The organism is Conexibacter stalactiti, from assembly GCF_033542075.1.
GTDB classification, from domain to species: Bacteria; Actinomycetota; Thermoleophilia; order Solirubrobacterales; family Solirubrobacteraceae; genus Conexibacter; species Conexibacter stalactiti.
The window spans coordinates 81,950-97,400 of the sequence record NZ_JAWSTH010000010.1 but is presented as its reverse complement, the minus strand read 5'-3'; the positions used below and the strand labels follow the sequence as shown (position 1 = coordinate 97,400).

16 protein-coding genes, 2 pseudogenes and 1 riboswitch are annotated in these 15,451 nt (G+C 72.6%); of the genes and pseudogenes, 13 read left to right on the top strand and 5 right to left on the bottom strand.

Annotated features, from left to right (window positions below; translation table 11 throughout):
• Together R7226_RS06500 and R7226_RS06495 are read right to left on the bottom strand one after the other, a co-directional pair.
• Positions 1 to 928: pseudogene (locus tag R7226_RS06500) on the bottom strand (hypothetical protein); the annotation flags it as partial.
• A 47-nt stretch (positions 929 to 975) separates the two neighbouring features.
• The gene (locus R7226_RS06495; RefSeq protein WP_318596229.1) at positions 976 to 1,983 is read right to left on the bottom strand and encodes a glycosyltransferase; all 1,008 of its coding nucleotides are present in this window, start codon (positions 1,981 to 1,983) and stop codon (positions 976 to 978) included.
• A gap of 108 nt (positions 1,984 to 2,091) precedes the next feature.
• Between R7226_RS06495 and R7226_RS06490 the strand changes: the two genes are divergently transcribed.
• The 3 genes from R7226_RS06490 to R7226_RS06480 all read left to right on the top strand — a co-directional run bounded on the left by R7226_RS06490 (position 2,092) and on the right by R7226_RS06480 (position 3,825).
• On the top strand, positions 2,092 to 2,337 hold the full coding sequence (locus R7226_RS06490) for a hypothetical protein (RefSeq protein ID WP_318596228.1): 246 nt from the start codon (positions 2,092 to 2,094) through the stop codon (positions 2,335 to 2,337).
• 115 nt (positions 2,338 to 2,452) lie between these two features.
• On the top strand, positions 2,453 to 3,178 hold the full coding sequence (rph, locus tag R7226_RS06485) for a ribonuclease PH (RefSeq protein WP_318596227.1): 726 nt from the start codon (positions 2,453 to 2,455) through the stop codon (positions 3,176 to 3,178).
• Positions 3,175 to 3,825, top strand: a complete 651-nt coding sequence (locus tag R7226_RS06480; RefSeq protein ID WP_318596226.1) for a non-canonical purine NTP pyrophosphatase — start codon at positions 3,175 to 3,177, stop codon at positions 3,823 to 3,825. The genes rph and R7226_RS06480 overlap by 4 nt, the downstream gene beginning before the upstream one ends.
• A gap of 37 nt (positions 3,826 to 3,862) precedes the next feature.
• Here R7226_RS06480 and R7226_RS06475 read toward each other — a convergent pair whose 3' ends face one another.
• The gene (locus R7226_RS06475; protein WP_318596225.1) at positions 3,863 to 4,027 is read right to left on the bottom strand and encodes a hypothetical protein; all 165 of its coding nucleotides are present in this window, start codon (positions 4,025 to 4,027) and stop codon (positions 3,863 to 3,865) included.
• Between R7226_RS06475 and R7226_RS06470 the strand changes: the two genes are divergently transcribed.
• The 7 genes and pseudogenes from R7226_RS06470 (at position 4,026) to guaA (ending at position 10,805) form a co-directional block, all read left to right on the top strand.
• Positions 4,026 to 4,574 carry a hypothetical protein gene (locus tag R7226_RS06470; RefSeq protein ID WP_318596224.1) on the top strand — a complete coding sequence of 183 codons (549 nt, stop codon included), beginning with the start codon at positions 4,026 to 4,028 and terminating at the stop codon, positions 4,572 to 4,574. The genes R7226_RS06475 and R7226_RS06470 overlap by 2 nt on opposite strands.
• 180 nt (positions 4,575 to 4,754) lie before the next feature.
• Positions 4,755 to 5,039, top strand: a pseudogene (locus R7226_RS06465) (HU family DNA-binding protein); the annotation flags it as partial.
• 242 nt (positions 5,040 to 5,281) lie between these two features.
• The gene (locus R7226_RS06460) at positions 5,282 to 5,599 is read left to right on the top strand and encodes a LysM peptidoglycan-binding domain-containing protein (RefSeq protein ID WP_318596223.1); all 318 of its coding nucleotides are present in this window, start codon (positions 5,282 to 5,284) and stop codon (positions 5,597 to 5,599) included.
• Positions 5,596 to 6,882: a D-alanyl-D-alanine carboxypeptidase family protein gene (locus R7226_RS06455; protein WP_318596222.1), complete on the top strand. Its 1,287-nt coding sequence runs from the start codon at positions 5,596 to 5,598 to the stop codon at positions 6,880 to 6,882. Before R7226_RS06460 ends, R7226_RS06455 begins: the two co-directional genes overlap by 4 nt.
• Positions 6,879 to 7,838 (top strand): 1-phosphofructokinase family hexose kinase, encoded by a 960-nt coding sequence (locus R7226_RS06450; protein ID WP_318596221.1) that lies wholly within the window; start codon positions 6,879 to 6,881, stop codon positions 7,836 to 7,838. The genes R7226_RS06455 and R7226_RS06450 overlap by 4 nt, the downstream gene beginning before the upstream one ends.
• 158 nt (positions 7,839 to 7,996) lie before the next feature.
• Positions 7,997 to 9,187 (top strand): GuaB3 family IMP dehydrogenase-related protein, encoded by a 1,191-nt coding sequence (locus R7226_RS06445; RefSeq protein ID WP_318596220.1) that lies wholly within the window; start codon positions 7,997 to 7,999, stop codon positions 9,185 to 9,187.
• Entirely contained in the window at positions 9,174 to 10,805 is a 1,632-nt protein-coding gene (gene guaA / locus R7226_RS06440) for a glutamine-hydrolyzing GMP synthase (RefSeq protein WP_318596219.1), read from the top strand. Before R7226_RS06445 ends, guaA begins: the two co-directional genes overlap by 14 nt.
• A gap of 27 nt (positions 10,806 to 10,832) precedes the next feature.
• Here the strand turns inward: guaA and R7226_RS06435 are convergent, their stop codons facing one another.
• Positions 10,833 to 11,030: a hypothetical protein gene (locus R7226_RS06435; protein WP_318596218.1), complete on the bottom strand. Its 198-nt coding sequence runs from the start codon at positions 11,028 to 11,030 to the stop codon at positions 10,833 to 10,835.
• Between the two features lie 28 nt (positions 11,031 to 11,058).
• Complete coding sequence (locus R7226_RS06430) at positions 11,059 to 12,363, bottom strand: M23 family metallopeptidase (RefSeq protein WP_318596217.1); 1,305 nt, start codon at positions 12,361 to 12,363, stop codon at positions 11,059 to 11,061.
• A gap of 49 nt (positions 12,364 to 12,412) precedes the next feature.
• A riboswitch (cyclic di-AMP (ydaO/yuaA leader) is annotated at positions 12,413 to 12,576 on the bottom strand.
• A 145-nt stretch (positions 12,577 to 12,721) separates the two neighbouring features.
• On the opposite strand from R7226_RS06430, the gene rplM reads away from it, so the two are divergent.
• From rplM to glmM, 3 genes are read left to right on the top strand one after another with little or no spacing between them, the layout of a single operon-like run.
• Positions 12,722 to 13,156 (top strand): 50S ribosomal protein L13, encoded by a 435-nt coding sequence (gene rplM / locus R7226_RS06425; RefSeq protein WP_318596216.1) that lies wholly within the window; start codon positions 12,722 to 12,724, stop codon positions 13,154 to 13,156.
• Positions 13,156 to 13,959 carry a 30S ribosomal protein S9 gene (rpsI, locus tag R7226_RS31690; RefSeq protein ID WP_404827787.1) on the top strand — a complete coding sequence of 268 codons (804 nt, stop codon included), beginning with the start codon at positions 13,156 to 13,158 and terminating at the stop codon, positions 13,957 to 13,959. The genes rplM and rpsI overlap by 1 nt, the downstream gene beginning before the upstream one ends.
• 10 nt (positions 13,960 to 13,969) lie before the next feature.
• Entirely contained in the window at positions 13,970 to 15,319 is a 1,350-nt protein-coding gene (gene glmM / locus R7226_RS06415; protein WP_318596215.1) for a phosphoglucosamine mutase, read from the top strand.
• The last annotated feature ends 132 nt before the right edge of the window (positions 15,320 to 15,451 follow it).

Below are 15,451 nucleotides of genomic sequence, written 5' to 3'. Positions count from 1 at the left end.
CGGGCGGCGCGGAGCCGCCCGGCAGCGGCGCGGCCGGGGCGGCCGGCGGCGCAAGCGGGGCGGCGACCTGCGCCGGTCCTTGCGCGAGTCCGCCGAGCGCGGCGCCGCAGTGGGCGCAGAAGCGGTCGCTGCTGCCGTAGATCGAGAAGCAGCGCGGACAGCTGCCGCCGATGCCGGGAAGGCGCACGTCGCGCACGTCGCGGCGCTCCTCCAGCGCCGTCTCCAGCGCGTGCAGCTCGTCGTCGCACGCGCGGATCTGGTCGACCTTCTGCGCGACCAGGTCGTCGCGCTTGCGCTCGAAGCGGCGCAGGTCGAAGGCGAGGCCGCCGAGGTCGCGCACCTGCAGCTCGCGCAGCCTGCGCAGGTAGCGCAGGCGACGGCGCATGCGGCCGCGCTCGCGGAAGCCCGGTCTGCGCTCGACCGGCTGTTCGGGCGCGCTCTCCGCGGTGGCGGGCGTGGCGCCCTCGGCCCCAGCGTCACCGGCTCTCGCGGCGTCGCCCGCGGCGCCGGCGGGCTGCTCGCTCGTCGTCGCGACGTCGGTGCCGGGCAGCTGCTGCTGGCCGGGGATCACGGCAACGCTCTGCGGCTCGGAGCCGGCCTCGGCGGCGCTCAGCGGCGTGGCGGCGTCGGGCGCCAGCGCCGGCTGGGCCTCGGTCGGCTGCTCGGCGAGTGGGAAGAGCGCGGTCGGCTGCTCGACGGGCGTGAAGGCGGTCGTCTCACCCGCGGTGGCCGCGGACGCGGCAGCGTCACCGGGCGCGGGCGCCGCGGCCGTCTCACCGGCCGCGGGCGCAGCGTCGACCGGCGGCAGCCCCGCCTGCTCGGCCGTCGCGCCGATGAAGCGCTTCGTCGGCGCGGTCGCCTCGGACGCGCCCGGCCCCTCGGCCGGGGTCGCGGCGCTCTCGCCGCCGGGCACGGCGGGTGCGGTCACGTCGGAGTCGCCGCCACGGCGGCGTGCGATGCGTTGGAACAGTCCACTCATCGGTCGGAGGGCGCCGCGTTCAGTACCTCAGCAGCGCCGCGGCGGCGAGTATACCCACGGCCCCGGGTCGCTCCCGCCGCCTCCTCCGCCAACGCCCGCCAGGCGACCGCGACGCGGCGCGCCATGCGGTCGGCGGAGAACAGCTCCGCCCGCGCCCGCCCGGCGATGCGCGGGGCGGCGGCGGCGAGGTGCGGTGCCAGCGCGGCGCGCCAGACGGCGGCGTCGTACGGCCCGCAGTGGGCGCCGTCGACCCCGTCGAGCGCCTGCGGCGCGATCCCGACGTCGGTCGCGAGGACCGGCACGTCGCAGGCGAGCGCCTCCAGCACGGCCAGCCCGAGCCCCTCCCGCTCGGAGGGGATCACGACGGCGTCGGCGGCGTTGACCCACAACGGCACCTCGTCGGGCGGCACGTCGACGAGCGTCAGCAGCGTCGCCTCGCCGGCAATCTCGCGGGCGCGGTCGACGCGCTTCTCCGGGCGCGCCGGGTCGGCGGGGAAGAGCAGGTAGCGGCCGTCCGGTTCGAGCCCCAGCGTCGCGCGCGCCTCGGCGCGCGGGAGCGGCCGGAAGCGGCCGGTGTCGACGCCGCACGGCAGCACGGCGACGCGCCGCCGCGCGCCGGCGCCGGGGATCAGCTCGGCGAGCGAGGCGGAGACGGTCGCGGCAAGCGTCACCAGCGGTACGACGGCGCGGCTGAGACGGCCGGAGCGCGGATGGGCGAGGTCGGTGCCGTGGAACGTGACGACGTGCGGGGCGCCGCGCAGCGCCAGCGCCGGCCAGGCGGTCAGGCCGAAATGGGCGTGGATGACGTCGAAGCGCTCGCCGCGGAAGCGGCGTCGCAGCTCCCGCGCCGCGCGCGGATAGGAGCGCAGCCCGGGCGGGAAGGCGAACAGCTCGACCTCGATCCCGTCGATCCGCCGCAGCGCCTCGACCTGGTCCTGCACGAAGCGGCCCAGCGCAGGGCGACCCGGCGACGGATACATGTTCGTCACGACAAGCGCACGCATTGGCTACGGCAGCGTAGAGGTGCGCGTCTTTTGTCGCAGACGCGTCTCGATCCTCCACAGCTCGGTCCGCAGACTCGACGGGCATCGTCGAGCGAACGGGAGGACACGGTGATCTACCGGCTGATGGGGCTGTTGCACGTGCGGGTGACGGTGGCGCTGCGGAGTGAGCGGCTGCTGCTCCTGCGCCGCGGCGAACAGGGGCAGGGGACGGTCGAGTACGTCGCGCTGATCCTGCTCGTCGCGGCGTTGCTGGCGGGTGTGGTGGCGGCGACGAAGGGGTCGAGATTCGGGGACGGCGGGATAGCGAGAGCGATCGTCGAGAAGATCAGAGGCGCGGTCAGCGGACTCAAATGAGCCGGCCGGGCGGCGGGCGCGCGGCGCGGCCGCCGCCGGGTGGTGTGGGTTGGGACGCCGCCCGCCTGCCGTCGGCAGCGCGGGCGCCGGCCGCCGCCTCTGGCACCATGGATCGATGGCTTCCGAACGCAGCTACGGGCGCGCGCCGGCGCAGCTGCGTCCCGTCACGATCGAACCGGACTTCGTCCGCAGCGCCACCGGCTCGGCGCTGATCTCGGCCGGCGAGACGCGCGTGATCTGCACCGCCTCGGTCGAGGAGAGCGTGCCGCGCTGGATGGTCGGCCGCGGTACCGGCTGGCTGACCGCCGAGTACGCGATGCTGCCCGCCTCGACCGGCCGGCGCAAGGCGCGCGACGTGACACAGGGGAAGGTCGATGGGCGCAGCGTCGAGATCCAGCGCCTGATCGGCCGCTCGCTGCGCGGTGTCGTCGACTTCGCAGGTCTCGGCGAGCGCACCGTGTATATCGACTGCGACGTCCTGCAGGCCGACGGTGGCACTCGCTGCGCGGCGATCACGGGCGGTTTCGTCGCGCTGCGGCGGGCGCTCGACCGGCTCGTCGCCGAGGGCGCGCTGGAGCGGCTGCCGCTGACCGGCTCGGTCGCCGCCGTCTCCGCCGGTGTCGTCGGCGGCGTGCCGCTGCTCGACCTCGACTATCCCGAGGACGCGGCGGCCGAGGTCGACGCCAACGTCGTGATGACCGGTGACGGCGGCCTCGTCGAGGTGCAGGCGACGGCGGAGCGGATGCCGCTCTCGCGCGCCCACCTGGACGAGCTGCTGGCGCTCGCGGAGCAGGGGATCGAACAGCTGCGCGCGGCGCAGCAGGAGGCGGTGGAGGCATGAGCGCAGACGAGCCCGAGCGCGTGGCGGCCGGCGAGCCGGCGGCAGCGGCCGGCGGCGCGCCGCTGCGGCTGATCCTCTCGACGCGCAACGACCACAAGCTGCGCGAGTTCGCACGGCTGACCGGCGGCCGCCTCGCGGTCGATCCGCTGCCCGACGAGGTCGTGCTGCCGCCCGAGGACGGCTCGACCTTCGCCGAGAACGCGCTCGGCAAGGCGCGCGCCGCCGCGGAGGCGACCGGGCGCGCCGCGATCGCCGACGACTCCGGGATCGAGGCCGAGGCGCTCGGCGGCCGGCCCGGGATCTACTCCGCGCGCTACGCCGGCCCCGATGCGAGCGACGGCGAGAACCTCGCGAAGCTGCTGCGCGAGGCGCCGGCCGGCAGTGCGCTCGCGTACGTCTGCGCGATCGCCTACGTCGATCCGGTCGGCGGGGGAGAGCACGTCGTCGAGGGGCGCTGCACCGGCACGCTCGCCGCGCAGCCCAGCGGCGCCGGCGGCTTCGGCTACGACCCCGCCTTCGTGCCCGACGACGAGCTGCCCGGCGGCGCGCCAGGGCGGACCATGGCGGAGCTGGGCGACGCCGAGAAGGACTCGATCAGCCACCGCGGCCGCGCGCTGCGGGCGCTGGTGGAGTGGCTCGACCGCTGAGGCGCTCGCGCGCGGCGCCGCGGCCGCGTGATGGCCGTCAGCGCAGGTTGATCGCGGCCGAGCAGGCGATCGCGAAGACGACCGCGGCGTAGCCGACGTAGCCGCTCAGCAATGTGATCAGCGCCGTCACGAGGCAGACCGCGACCGTGACGATCCACGCGATCCGCTCGAGCGGGACTGCCGTATCCTCGGGCTCTGGCATGCCCGCCATTCTGACGCCTGCGCTCGCGCTCCGCCACCTGCGCCAGCTTTCGACCGACGTGCGCGCCGCGGCGGTGCTTGCCGCGGACGGCCGCGTGCTCGCCGTCGACGGCGCTGCCGAGGCCGCGCTCGGCGAGCATGCGCGGGCGCTTGCCGGACTGGTCGAGCCCGGCGGCGAGCTGCTCGTCCGTCTCGATCGCAACGGCGACCACGCCGGCAGCGCGCTCGCCATCCGCGCGCCTGCGCCCGGCGACGACGCCGCGCCGGGCACGCTCGCCGTCTCGACGCTCGTCCTCGCTGTCGGCCCGCATGCACTCCTGGCGCTGCTGCGCCACGACGCTGCGGTCCTGCTGGGCGACCTCGGCGCGGAGCACGTGCACGACCTCTCGGAGCACCCGGAGGCGGCCCCGCCGGCCTCGCTCAGCAGCGCCGAACCACTCGCGCTGTGGGACGCGTCCAGGCGCGTCCAGCTGCTCGGCCGCACCGATTCCGCCGCCGCGACGGCGATTTTCGCGGGATTGGGGTTGCTCGGCGCGGGGAAGTCCTGAGGGAACGCCCCGCCGGGGAGAGAATTCCCGCAAACACGTGATTTTCAGGAATACGGTAAATCGACCCGAAGTCCCCTCGAAACGGGACGGATACGGTCAGATTTCCCGTTATCACGGGCGATTCGCGTTGTTCCCGTCCGCGAGGGTTGTTAGCTTCGGCCCTCCCCACGACCTCGAAGGAGGATCACTGTGACGAAATCAGAGTTCGTCGACCAGGTTGCCGCGAACAGCGGACTGAGCAAGAAGGACGCCGGAGACGCTGTCGATGCCGTCCTCACGACGATCGAGGACGCCCTCAAGCGTGGTAGCGAGGTGACGTTCTCCGGCTTCGGCAAGTTCCACGTCGCCGAGCGTGGCGCCCGCGAGGGTCGCAACCCCAGCACCGGCGAGAAGATCCAGATCGCCGCCTCCCGCGTCCCGCGCTTCACGCCGGGCTCGGGTCTCAAGAGAGCCGTCAAGGGCTGAATCACCCCGTCACAGGTCCGGCTCGACCGGACCTGACGGGCCACCACGGCCGAGACCCACTCGAATCCAGCGCCCGCTCCGTCCGCTGACTGCGGCGGGCGCTCTTCGGATCCGGCACGGCTTCGGCTGCAGAGAGGTACGACTGCGGCAGGGAGCCGTGCCGGTCGTCGGCCGCGCGAAAACGCACACTCGTTTGCGGATTCGCGCACTGCCGCCCGATCGCACGGGTATCATCGCCGCCGATGGGTCACCGGAATCCCGTGCGCTTCATTGCGCCAATCGCGCTGATCGCGGCCGTCGTAGGAATCTTCGCCGTCGTTCAGATCTCCCAGAGACAGACGTCTGACGCGGCCAGAACAACCGCGACCGTCAAGACGACGAGAGACAGACGCGCGGAGCGAAGAAGAGCCAGAGCGAAGACGTACGTCGTGAAGGCGGGCGACAACCTGACGATCATCGCCGAGCGCACCGGCGTGCCGCTCGAGACGATCCAGGAGCTGAACCCGACCGTCAACGCGCAGTCGCTCAGCGTCGGACAGAAGCTGAGACTGACACGGTGACGAGCCGTTCTGACCGCCGGACGCCGAGCGGGGGGCCGTTCGCGTCCGCACGGATCGCGCGCGCGATCGCGATCGCAATCGCGCTGGCGACGTTCGCGCTCGCCCCCGCGCAGGCCGCCGCGAAGCTGCCGGCGCCGCCGAAGCTGTCGGGCGCCTCGGGCGCCGTCTTCGAGGCTTCGACCGGCACGCCCCTCTACGGTGTCGACGCCGGCGAGCGGCGCCTGATCGCGAGCACGACGAAGATCATGACCGCGCTCGTCGCCGTCGACGAGCTGTCGCTCAGAGAGGTCTGCGCCGCCAGCGGCTACCGGCCGTCGCCGATCGAGACGCAGATCGGCCTGCAGCCCGGTGAGCGGATGCGCGTCTCCGACTTGCTGCGGGCGCTGCTGCTGCCGAGCGCCAACGACGCCGCCGAGGCGCTCGCCGTCTGCGCCTCCGGCTCGCGCGGCGCCTTCATCGACGCGATGAACGCGAAGGCGCGCGCGCTCGGGCTCACCGACACCCACTTCGCCACGCCGGTCGGGCTCGACTCGGCCGGCAACTACTCGACCGCGGCCGACCTCGCGCGCATGGGCATCGCGCTGCGCAGAAACAGGTTCCTCGCGCGCACGGTCGACCTCAGAGCGTTCAGCTTGACCAGCGGCGCGGTCCCGCGCACGGTCGTCAACCGCAACGGCCTCGTGCAGAGCGTCAGCTGGGTCGACGGCGTCAAGACCGGACACACCAACGCCGCCGGCTATCTGCTCGTCGCCTCCGCGACCAGACGGGGCGTGACCTACGTCGCAGCGGTCACCGGCACGCCGAGCGAGAGCGCGCGCGATGCCGACGCGCTCGCGCTGCTCAGATGGGCCTTCGCGACGCACGCCTTCGAGACGCCGGTCAGAAGCCAGCAGGTCTTCGCGCGCGCGAGACTCAAGTACCGCCCCGAGGACGAGATAGACCTGATCGCGACGAGAACGGTCAGAGAGCTCACGCGCCGCGACGCCAGAGTCGCCGTCGCCGTCAGAGCGCCCGAGGAGCTGCAGGGCCCGCTGCCGCAGAACGCCGTCGTCGGCACCTTGACGGTGCGGATCGCCGGCAGAGTCGTCGCGACCGTGCCATTGGTGACGGCCACGGCCGTGCCCGAGGTCGGTCTGTTCGAGCGGGCCGGAGACGCGATTGCCAGACCGGGTAGCCTGATAGCGATCGTGGTGGTGATCGGGGGTGCGGCTGCGCTGCTGCTCCTGCGGCGGCGCCACGGGACCCGGCGCAGTCGTCGCCGTGCGGACATGGAGGCAGCATGATCATCACCGTGACGCTCAACACCGCGATCGACAAGACGCTCGAGGTGCCGAACTTCCGTATCGGCCGGCGTCACCGGTCCGTCGACCAGACGACGATGCCGGGCGGCAAGGGCGTCAACGTCGCGCGCGCGATCAAGCGGCTCGGCCGTCCCGTGATCGCGACCGGCTTCGCCGGCGGCGCGACCGGAACGCGCATCGTCGAGGCGCTGACCGCCGAGTCGGTCCTGACCGACTTCATCCGCATCGGCGAGGAGTCGCGCACGAACACCGCCGTGCTCGATCCGACGACCGGCATCCAGACCGAGATCAACGAGCGCGGCCCGGCCGTCACCGACCGCGAGATGGAGCTGTTCCGCGACAAGCTGCTCTACCTCGCGCAGGGCGCTGACATCTGCGTCTTCGCCGGTTCGCTCCCGCGCCAGGTCGACACCGACATCTACGGCTCGATGATCAAGGAGCTGCGCAAGCTCGGCGTCACGACGATCGTCGACACCGACGGCGAGCCGCTGCGCCACGCCGTGCGCGCCGAGCCCGACGTCGTCTCGCCGAACGTGATCGAGGCCGAGGAGCTGGTCGGTCACGAGTTCAACGACGACGAGGACCGCATGCTGGCCGTCGCCGAGATCGTCGAGCAGGGCCCGCGCGAGGCGATCATGACCGTTCCCGACGGCGTCTTCGCGAAGGTCACGACCGACAACGGCCCGCAGCTCTATCGCGTCCGCGTCGAGCAGCAGGAGGCGCGTGCGGCGGTCGGCTCCGGCGACGCCTTCCTCGCCGGCTACGTCGCCGCCCGCTACACCGGCGGCACCCCTGAGGAGTGCCTGCGCTTCGGCGTCGCCTGCGGCGCCGAGTCGACCCAGCACTTCGGCGCGGGCGTGATCGATCCGCACAGCGTCGAGCGGCTGCTCGGCGACGTCGAGGCGATCCCCGTCTCGCTGCCGGCGGAAGTGCGCTGAAGCGTGCGGATCCCGGCGCGCGAGCGCGGGGCGGGATCCGAAACCGCGTTGCTACGATGGAACGTGTCGCTGGTTGCCGCCACGACGACGATTCGCTCCCCCTCCGGCCCCGCCATGCGCGGGGCTGTTTCGTCCGCCTCGACCCGTACGGTGCTTCCATGGAAATAGAGATCGGCCGCGGTAAGAAAGCACGTCGCGCCTACGGGTTCGACGATGTGGCCATCGTCCCCTCGCGGCGCACGCGGGACCCCGACGACGTCGACATCTCATGGACGCTGGGTCCCTACCGCTTCGAGCTCCCGCTGCTCGGCGCCGCGCTCGACGGCGTCGTCTCGCCGGAGACGGCCGGCATCATCGGCAGACTCGGTGGTCTCGCCGTCCTCAACCTCGAGGGCATCTTCTGTCGCTACGAAGACGTCGACTCCCAGCTGGAGCGCATCGCCGGGCTCTCGCAGGAGGAGGCGACCCGTGAGATGCAGGAGATCTACCGCGAGCCGGTCAAGCCTGAGCTGATCGCGCAGCGGATCCGCGAGATCAAGGAGCAGGGCGTCGTCGTCGCCGCCTCGCTGACGCCCCAGCGCGTGCGCTCGCACTACGAGCTGGCGCTCGAGGCCGGCCTCGACATCCTCGTGATCCAGGGCACGGTCGTCTCGGCCGAGCACGTCTCGACCGTCACCGAGCCGCTCAACCTGAAGGAGTTCATCGGCGAGGTGCCGGTGCCCGTCGTCGTCGGCGGCTGCGCCAGCTACCACACCGGCCTCCACCTGATGCGCACCGGCGCGGCCGGCGTGCTCGTCGGCGTCGGCCCCGGCGCGATCTGCACGACGCGCGGCGTGCTCGGCATCGGCGTCCCGCAGGCGACGGCGATCGCCGACGTCGCGGCCGCCCGCTCCCAGCACATGCTCGAGACCGGCGACTACGTCCGCGTGATCGCTGACGGCGGCATGAAGAACGGCGGCGACGTCTCGAAGGCGATCGCCTGCGGTGCCGACGCGGTCATGCTCGGCTCCGCGCTCGCGAAGGCCTATGAGGCGCCCGGCCGCGGCTACAACTGGGGCATGGCGACCTTCCACCCGACGCTGCCGCGCGGCACGCGCGTCAAGACGGCGCAGAACGGCTCGCTGGAGGAGATCCTCACCGGCCCCGCGCGCGAGAACGACGGCATGTTCAACCTGATGGGCGCGCTGCGCACGTCGATGGCGACCTGCGGCTACCGCGACATCGCGGAGTTCAACCGCGCGGAGCTGATGGTCGCTCCGTCGCTGCAGACCGAGGGCAAGTCGCTCCAGCGCGACCAGCAGGTCGGCATGGGTTCCAACGGCCGCGCTGTCGCCCTTGTCAACGACTGACGGGCTCACCACCCACCTCCCGACCGGCGCCACGGCGTCGGTCGCGGCAGGCGAGGTCGTCAGCGACCCGCATGTCGACGCCGAGCAGGTCGTCGTCCTCGACTACGGCGGCCAGTACTCCCAGCTGATCGCGCGCCGCGTGCGCGAGTGCGGCGTCTTCTCCGAGCTGCTGCCGCACCACGTCGGCGCCGCCGAGGTCGCGCGCCGCAGACCGAAGGGCCTGATCCTCTCCGGCGGCCCCGCCTCCGTCTACGCGCCGGACGCGCCGAGACTGGAGAAGGAGCTGCTGGAGCTCGGCATCCCCGTGCTCGGCATCTGTTACGGCATGCAGCTGCTGACGACGGAGCTTGGCGGTGAGGTGCAGGGCGCCGAGGTCGGCGAGTTCGGCCGCTCGAGGCTGACGGTCACCGAGCCGGGCCGCCTGCTGGCCGGGCTGCCGGCCGAGCAGACCTGCTGGATGTCGCATCGCGACACGGTCTTCGCGCCGCCGCCGGGCTTCACCGCGCTCGCCTCCTCGACCGAGTCGCCGGTCGCGGCGCTGGAGTCGACCGAGCAGCAGATCTACGGGATCCAGTTCCATCCCGAGGTCGTCCACACGCCGTACGGCCAGGACATCATCACGCGCTTCCTGGAAGAGATCTGCGGCTGCGCGCGCACATGGTCGGCCAGCTCGGTGATCGACGACCAGCTGGAGAAGATCCGCACCCAGGTCGGCGACGGCCGCGTCATCTGCGCCCTCTCGGGCGGGGTCGACTCGTCGGTCGCCGCGCTGCTCGTGCACCGCGCGATCGGCGACCAGCTGACGTGCGTCTTCGTCGACCACGGCCTGATGCGCAAGAACGAGGGCGAGCAGGTCATCTCGGCCTTCCGCGACCACTACAAGGTCCCGCTCGTCGCCGTCGACGCCGAGGAGCGCTTCCTCGGCCGCCTCAGAGGGGTCACCGACCCGGAGGCGAAGCGCAAGGCGATCGGCGAGGAGTTCATCCGCGTCTTCGAGGAGGAGTCGGCCAAGCTCGCTGAGGGCGGCGCCAGATTCCTCGTCCAGGGCACGCTCTACTCGGACGTGATCGAGTCGGGCGGCGGTACCGGCGCGGCGACGATCAAGTCGCACCACAACGTCGGCGGCCTCCCGGACGACCTCCAGTTCGAGCTGGTCGAGCCGCTGCGCGCGCTGTTCAAGGACGAGGTCCGCGCCGTCGGCGCCGAGCTCGGCCTGCCGGAGCGGCTTGTCTGGCGTCAGCCGTTCCCCGGCCCGGGTCTCGCGATCCGCGTCGTCGGCGGCGAGGCGACGAGAGCGCGTCTGGACACGCTCCGCGACGCTGACGCGATCCTCCAGGACGAGATCCGCAGAGCGGGCCTCTACCGCGAGCTGTGGCAGTCGTTCTGCGTCCTGCCCGACGTCAGAACCGTCGGCGTCCAGGGCGACGAGCGCACCTACGGCTACGTCGTCGTGATCCGCGCGGTCACCAGCGACGACGCGATGACGGCCGACTGGGCGCGGCTGCCGTACGACCTGCTGGAGCAGATCGCCTCGCGCATGATCAACGAGATCCGCGAGGTCAACCGGGTCGTGCTCGACATCACGAGCAAGCCGCCCGGCACCATCGAATGGGAGTAGCGCGCCCCGCGAGGGGCGCGCTGCGCGCTATCTGTTGAGGGGCTTGCCGCGCTCGTCGCGCGGCACGTCCTCGGGCTGCGGCGACTCGCCGTCGAGGTAGCCGCCCGGCCGCTTGCGACCTTCCGGGTGGAAGGTCGAGATCAGCAGCACGATCACGGCGAGCGCAACGACGGCCAGCCCCACCCAAGCGAGGATGCCCGTCGCGGTTCCGTCGAGGTCGGTCACAGGACCAGAGTAGAGCGTCCGGCGAACATCAGCCGGCTGCCGCCCACGTCTTCAGCGTCGCGAGCGGGTCGCTGGGGCTGCCGCCCGAGTACCAGCCCGGCGCGCTCCAGATCTCGAAGTGCAGGTGACACGCGGAGGCGCTGCCGGTGTCGCCGGCGTAGCCGAGCAGCTGGCCGGTCGCGACGCGCTGGCCTCTGCTGACGACCGCGGGCGCGCGGAAGTGGGCGTACATGTGGTCGTCGCCGGAGGCGGTCGAGCCGATCACGACGTAGTTGCCGGCGTTGCCGTGGTACGCCTTCTGCTTGATCACGCCGCCCTGCGCGGCGACGATCGGCGTGCCGCACTTGGCCATCACGTCCTGGCCCTCGTGCGAGTGGCCGCTGCGGCCGGCGCCGAAGCGCGCGGCGCTCTGGCCGAAGTTGTACGTCCCCTGCACGGGGAAGACGGCGCCGACGAAGGTGAAGCCGCCGATCCGCTGCGAGCCGGTGGGGGCGGGGGAGCCGCCCTGCGGCGCCGCGCCGCCGGCGACCGCGCCGCTGTCGGCGGAGAAGACGGTGCGGGCGCTGGCGTCGGTGCTGACCGAGACGCGCACGTCATATCTGCCGTCGAGCGCGAGCGCGCCGGCGCTGTTGCCGCGGCCCTCCCACGTCAGCGTCTGCTGCTGCTCGGGCGCGGCGGTGCGCGTGTCGCTGAAGACGGAGAGGCCGTCGTCGCTGCGCACCACGTCGATTCGGACGGCGACGGGCGCGCCCGCGTGCGAGATGTAGGCGACCTGCGCGGCGGAGACGCCCTTGCCGGCTCTGCTGGTCGAGATGCCCGCGTCGAGCTGAGCGATCCCGGCGACTGGCGCGAGCACCGGGGCGGGCAGCGTTGCCGAGACGCTGGAGGCGGCCTTGACGACGCGGATCGAGACGGTCTTCGACTGCGAGGCGACGCCGGCTGCGGTCGCGACGACGACCTGGCCGCTCTTGGCGGTGCTGGGGACCTTCACGTCCAGCTGCGTCGCGCTCTTCCCGCTGACGCGCACGCGCGCGTCGTCCTTGGAGCCGCGGCCGCCGAGGAAGACGACGGCGCTGGCGCCGTCGAGCTGCTGGCCGGAGAGCGAGACCGTCCCGCCGCGCTCGACGGTGCCGGGCGCGGGACAGCCGGCTCTGCACGCGATCGCGGCGATCGACGGCTGCGCGGCGGTGGCCGGCGCGCTCTCGGAGAGGGGAGCCGCGGCGGGCGCGGAGGGGACGGTGGCGGCGCCGCCGGCCTGCGCGAAGGCGGCGGGTGCGGCGGCGGTGGCGACGACGGCGGCCCCGAGGAGGGCGGCGGCGAAGGTCGTCTTCACGACAGGACGGGGTGTAGACGACCCCATTCCGGGCAGCATCGGGACGCGATGCCCCTTTCTTGACGGCCTACGGGGTTAGCTGACGGGCTCGCGCTGAAAGGGCCGCGCTACCGAGCGCCTGTGCTCGGATTCGCCCCAGCGGCGACGTCGGACGACGCCACCGCCATGGATCCCCCGCTCCCTCCGGCAAGAGGGATTCGGCAGGCTTATGGAACGCCGGCCAGTATACGGACGCCTCCGACGGACGCGACCCCGACCGAGCGCGCGTGCGCCCTCGGCAGACTCGCCCGACACGATCGCGTCGCGTTCTCTATAGTGCTCACCCCGCCGCGCCACGGTGCGCGGCCCTTTTCTTGCCATGAGAACTTACGTCGCCAATCCCACTGACCGCGAGCGCAATTGGCTCGTCGTGGACGCGAACGGGCAAACGCTCGGCCGCCTCGCGACGCAGATCGCCGATGCCCTCCGCGGCAAGCGCAAGCCCACCTACACCCCGCACGTCGACACTGGCGACTTCGTCGTCGTGATCAACGCCGAGAAGATCTCGGTGTCGGGCAACAAGCGGGCCGACAAGCGCTACTACCGGCACACCGGCTACCCCGGCGGCCTTCGCTCCCGCACGCTCGAGGAGATGCTCGAGCGGCGGCCGGAGGAAGTCATCCGCATCGCGGTCAAGGGCATGCTGCCTCGCAACCGCCTCGCGCGCAAGCAGCTGACGAAGCTGAAGGTGTACGCCGGTCCGGAGCACCCGCACGCAGCCCAGCAGCCGCAACCGATGGAGATCGAAGCCTAGTGTCCGACGTCGAGCAGCCTGAAGACGAGCAGCGCAACCCCGCGGGCGAGACGCCCGAGGAGCCCGTCGAGGCCGCCAGCGAGGCGCCTGAGCCCGCCGCCGAGGGCGAGCAGCCCGCTGCTGAGCAGCCCGCTGCTGAGCAGCCTGCTGCTGAGGAGCCCGCTGCCGACGAGGCTGCCGAGCAGCCCGTCGCCGAGTCCGGCGACGACGAGGCGGCCGAAGAGGAGATCCCGGAGACCCCGCGCGTCAAGCCGGAGATCCCCGGTGCCGACCTCGTGCCGGACATCGTGCTCGACGGCGAGGCGCGTGAGGAGGACGAGGACGAGGACGGCGAGACGACCGCTTCGGCCGATTCCGACTCTGACGAGGAGCAGGAGGCGCAGCCGATCGCCGACGCGGCGATCAGCCTCGCGTCCGGTGCTCGCTACACCGCCACCGGCAAGCGCAAGACGGCTGTCGCGCGCGTGATCCTGAAGCCGGGCACGGGCGAGTACACGATCAACGGCAAGCCGCTGAACGACTTCTTCCCGCGTCCGACGCTCCAGCGCAACATCCGCCAGCCGCTCGAAGCGGTCGGTTACGAGGAGCGCATGGACGTCATCGCCAAGATGCACGGCGGCGGTGTCTCGGCGCAGGCCGGCGCGCTGCGTCACGGCATCTCGCGCGCTCTGCTTCAGGCCGACCCGAACCTTCGTGGCGAACTGAAGAAGCGCGGCTTCCTCACGCGTGACCCGCGCGTGAAGGAGCGCAAGAAGGCTGGCCTCAAGAAGGCCCGCAAGCGCCCGCAGTTCTCGAAGCGCTAGTTTTCGCTTCATGGCTCGCCGGTTGTTCGGCACGGACGGTGTCCGGGGCGTCGCCGGCGAGTTCCTGTCGGCGGAGCTGACGTTGGGCCTCGCGCGCGCCGCCACGGCGCGCGCCGCCACGTCAGCTGCCGACGGTCGCCCGCGCGTGCTCGTGATCCGCGACACGCGCGAATCGGGCGAGATGCTCGAAGCGGCGGTCGCCGCGGGCGTCGCTGCCGCCGGCGGCGTCGCGCTGCTCGGCGGCGTGCTGCCGACGCCGGCCGCACCGCTGCTGATCGCCCGCTACGGCTTCGACCTCGGCGTCGTGCTGTCGGCGTCGCACAACCCCTTCGCCGACAACGGCGTGAAGTTCTTCGGCGCCGACGGCGACAAGCTCTCTGACGCCGTCGAGGAGGAGATCGAGGCGCTGCTCGACGGCGAGCCGGTGCAGCCCGATGAGCTCGGCGGCGTGCGCCAGCTGCACGGCACGCTCGACGATTACCTGCGCGAGCTGCACGTCCGCTTCGGCGGGCTTGACCTCGCCGGCAGACGGATCCTGCTCGACTGCGCCAACGGCGCCACGTACAAGGCCGCGCCGGAGATCTTCCGTCGCCTCGGCGCCCACGTCGACGTCCTCGCCGACACGCCTGACGGCCGCAACATCAACGCCGGCTGCGGCTCGACGCACCTCGACCAGCTCGCCGCGGCGATGCGCGCCGGCGACCACGACGCCGGCTTCGCCTTCGACGGCGACGGTGACCGCGTGCTGGCGGTCGACGGCGACGGCGCGGTCGTCGACGGAGACGAGCTGATCGCGCTCGCGGCGCTGCACCTGCGCGCGCAGGGGAGACTGCGCGGCGACGGCGTCGCCGTGACGGTGATGACCAACTACGGCTTCCACGCCGCGATGGAATCGGCTGGGATCGAAGTCGCGATCACCAACGTCGGCGACCGCTACGTGCTGGAGGCGCTGCGAGCACGCGGCTGGGCCTTCGGCGGCGAGCAGTCGGGCCACATCGTCGAGCTGGGCTTCGCACCCTCCGGCGACGGCATCGCGAGCGCCTTGCTGACGCTCGAGGCGCTCGCCGGCAGACCGCTGACCGAGCGCCGCGGCATGGACAAGCTGCCGCAGCGGCTCGTCAACGTGCGGCTGCCCGACCGTCCCTCGCTCGAGCGCGCCGCCAGCGATCCGCAGATGCTCGCCGCGATCGAGCGCGAGTCGGCCGGCCTGGAAGGGCGCGGGCGCGTGCTCGTGCGCGCCTCCGGCACCGAGCCGCTGCTGCGTGTGATGGTCGAGGCGCCCGCCGACGACGAGGCCGACGCCGTCTGCGGCCGGCTCGTCGAGCAGGCGGAGGCGGCAGCGTCTCAGCCCGCGGGCTGAGCGGGAAGCGGGCCGTCGCGCGGCCCGCGGAACCGAGCGACCGCCTGATCGCCAGCTAGAATCGGGCGACGCGCAGTTTCCGCAGCGCCGTCCCAGCCGCCGCACGCGCGGCTCTCGTCGTTCCACACGGAG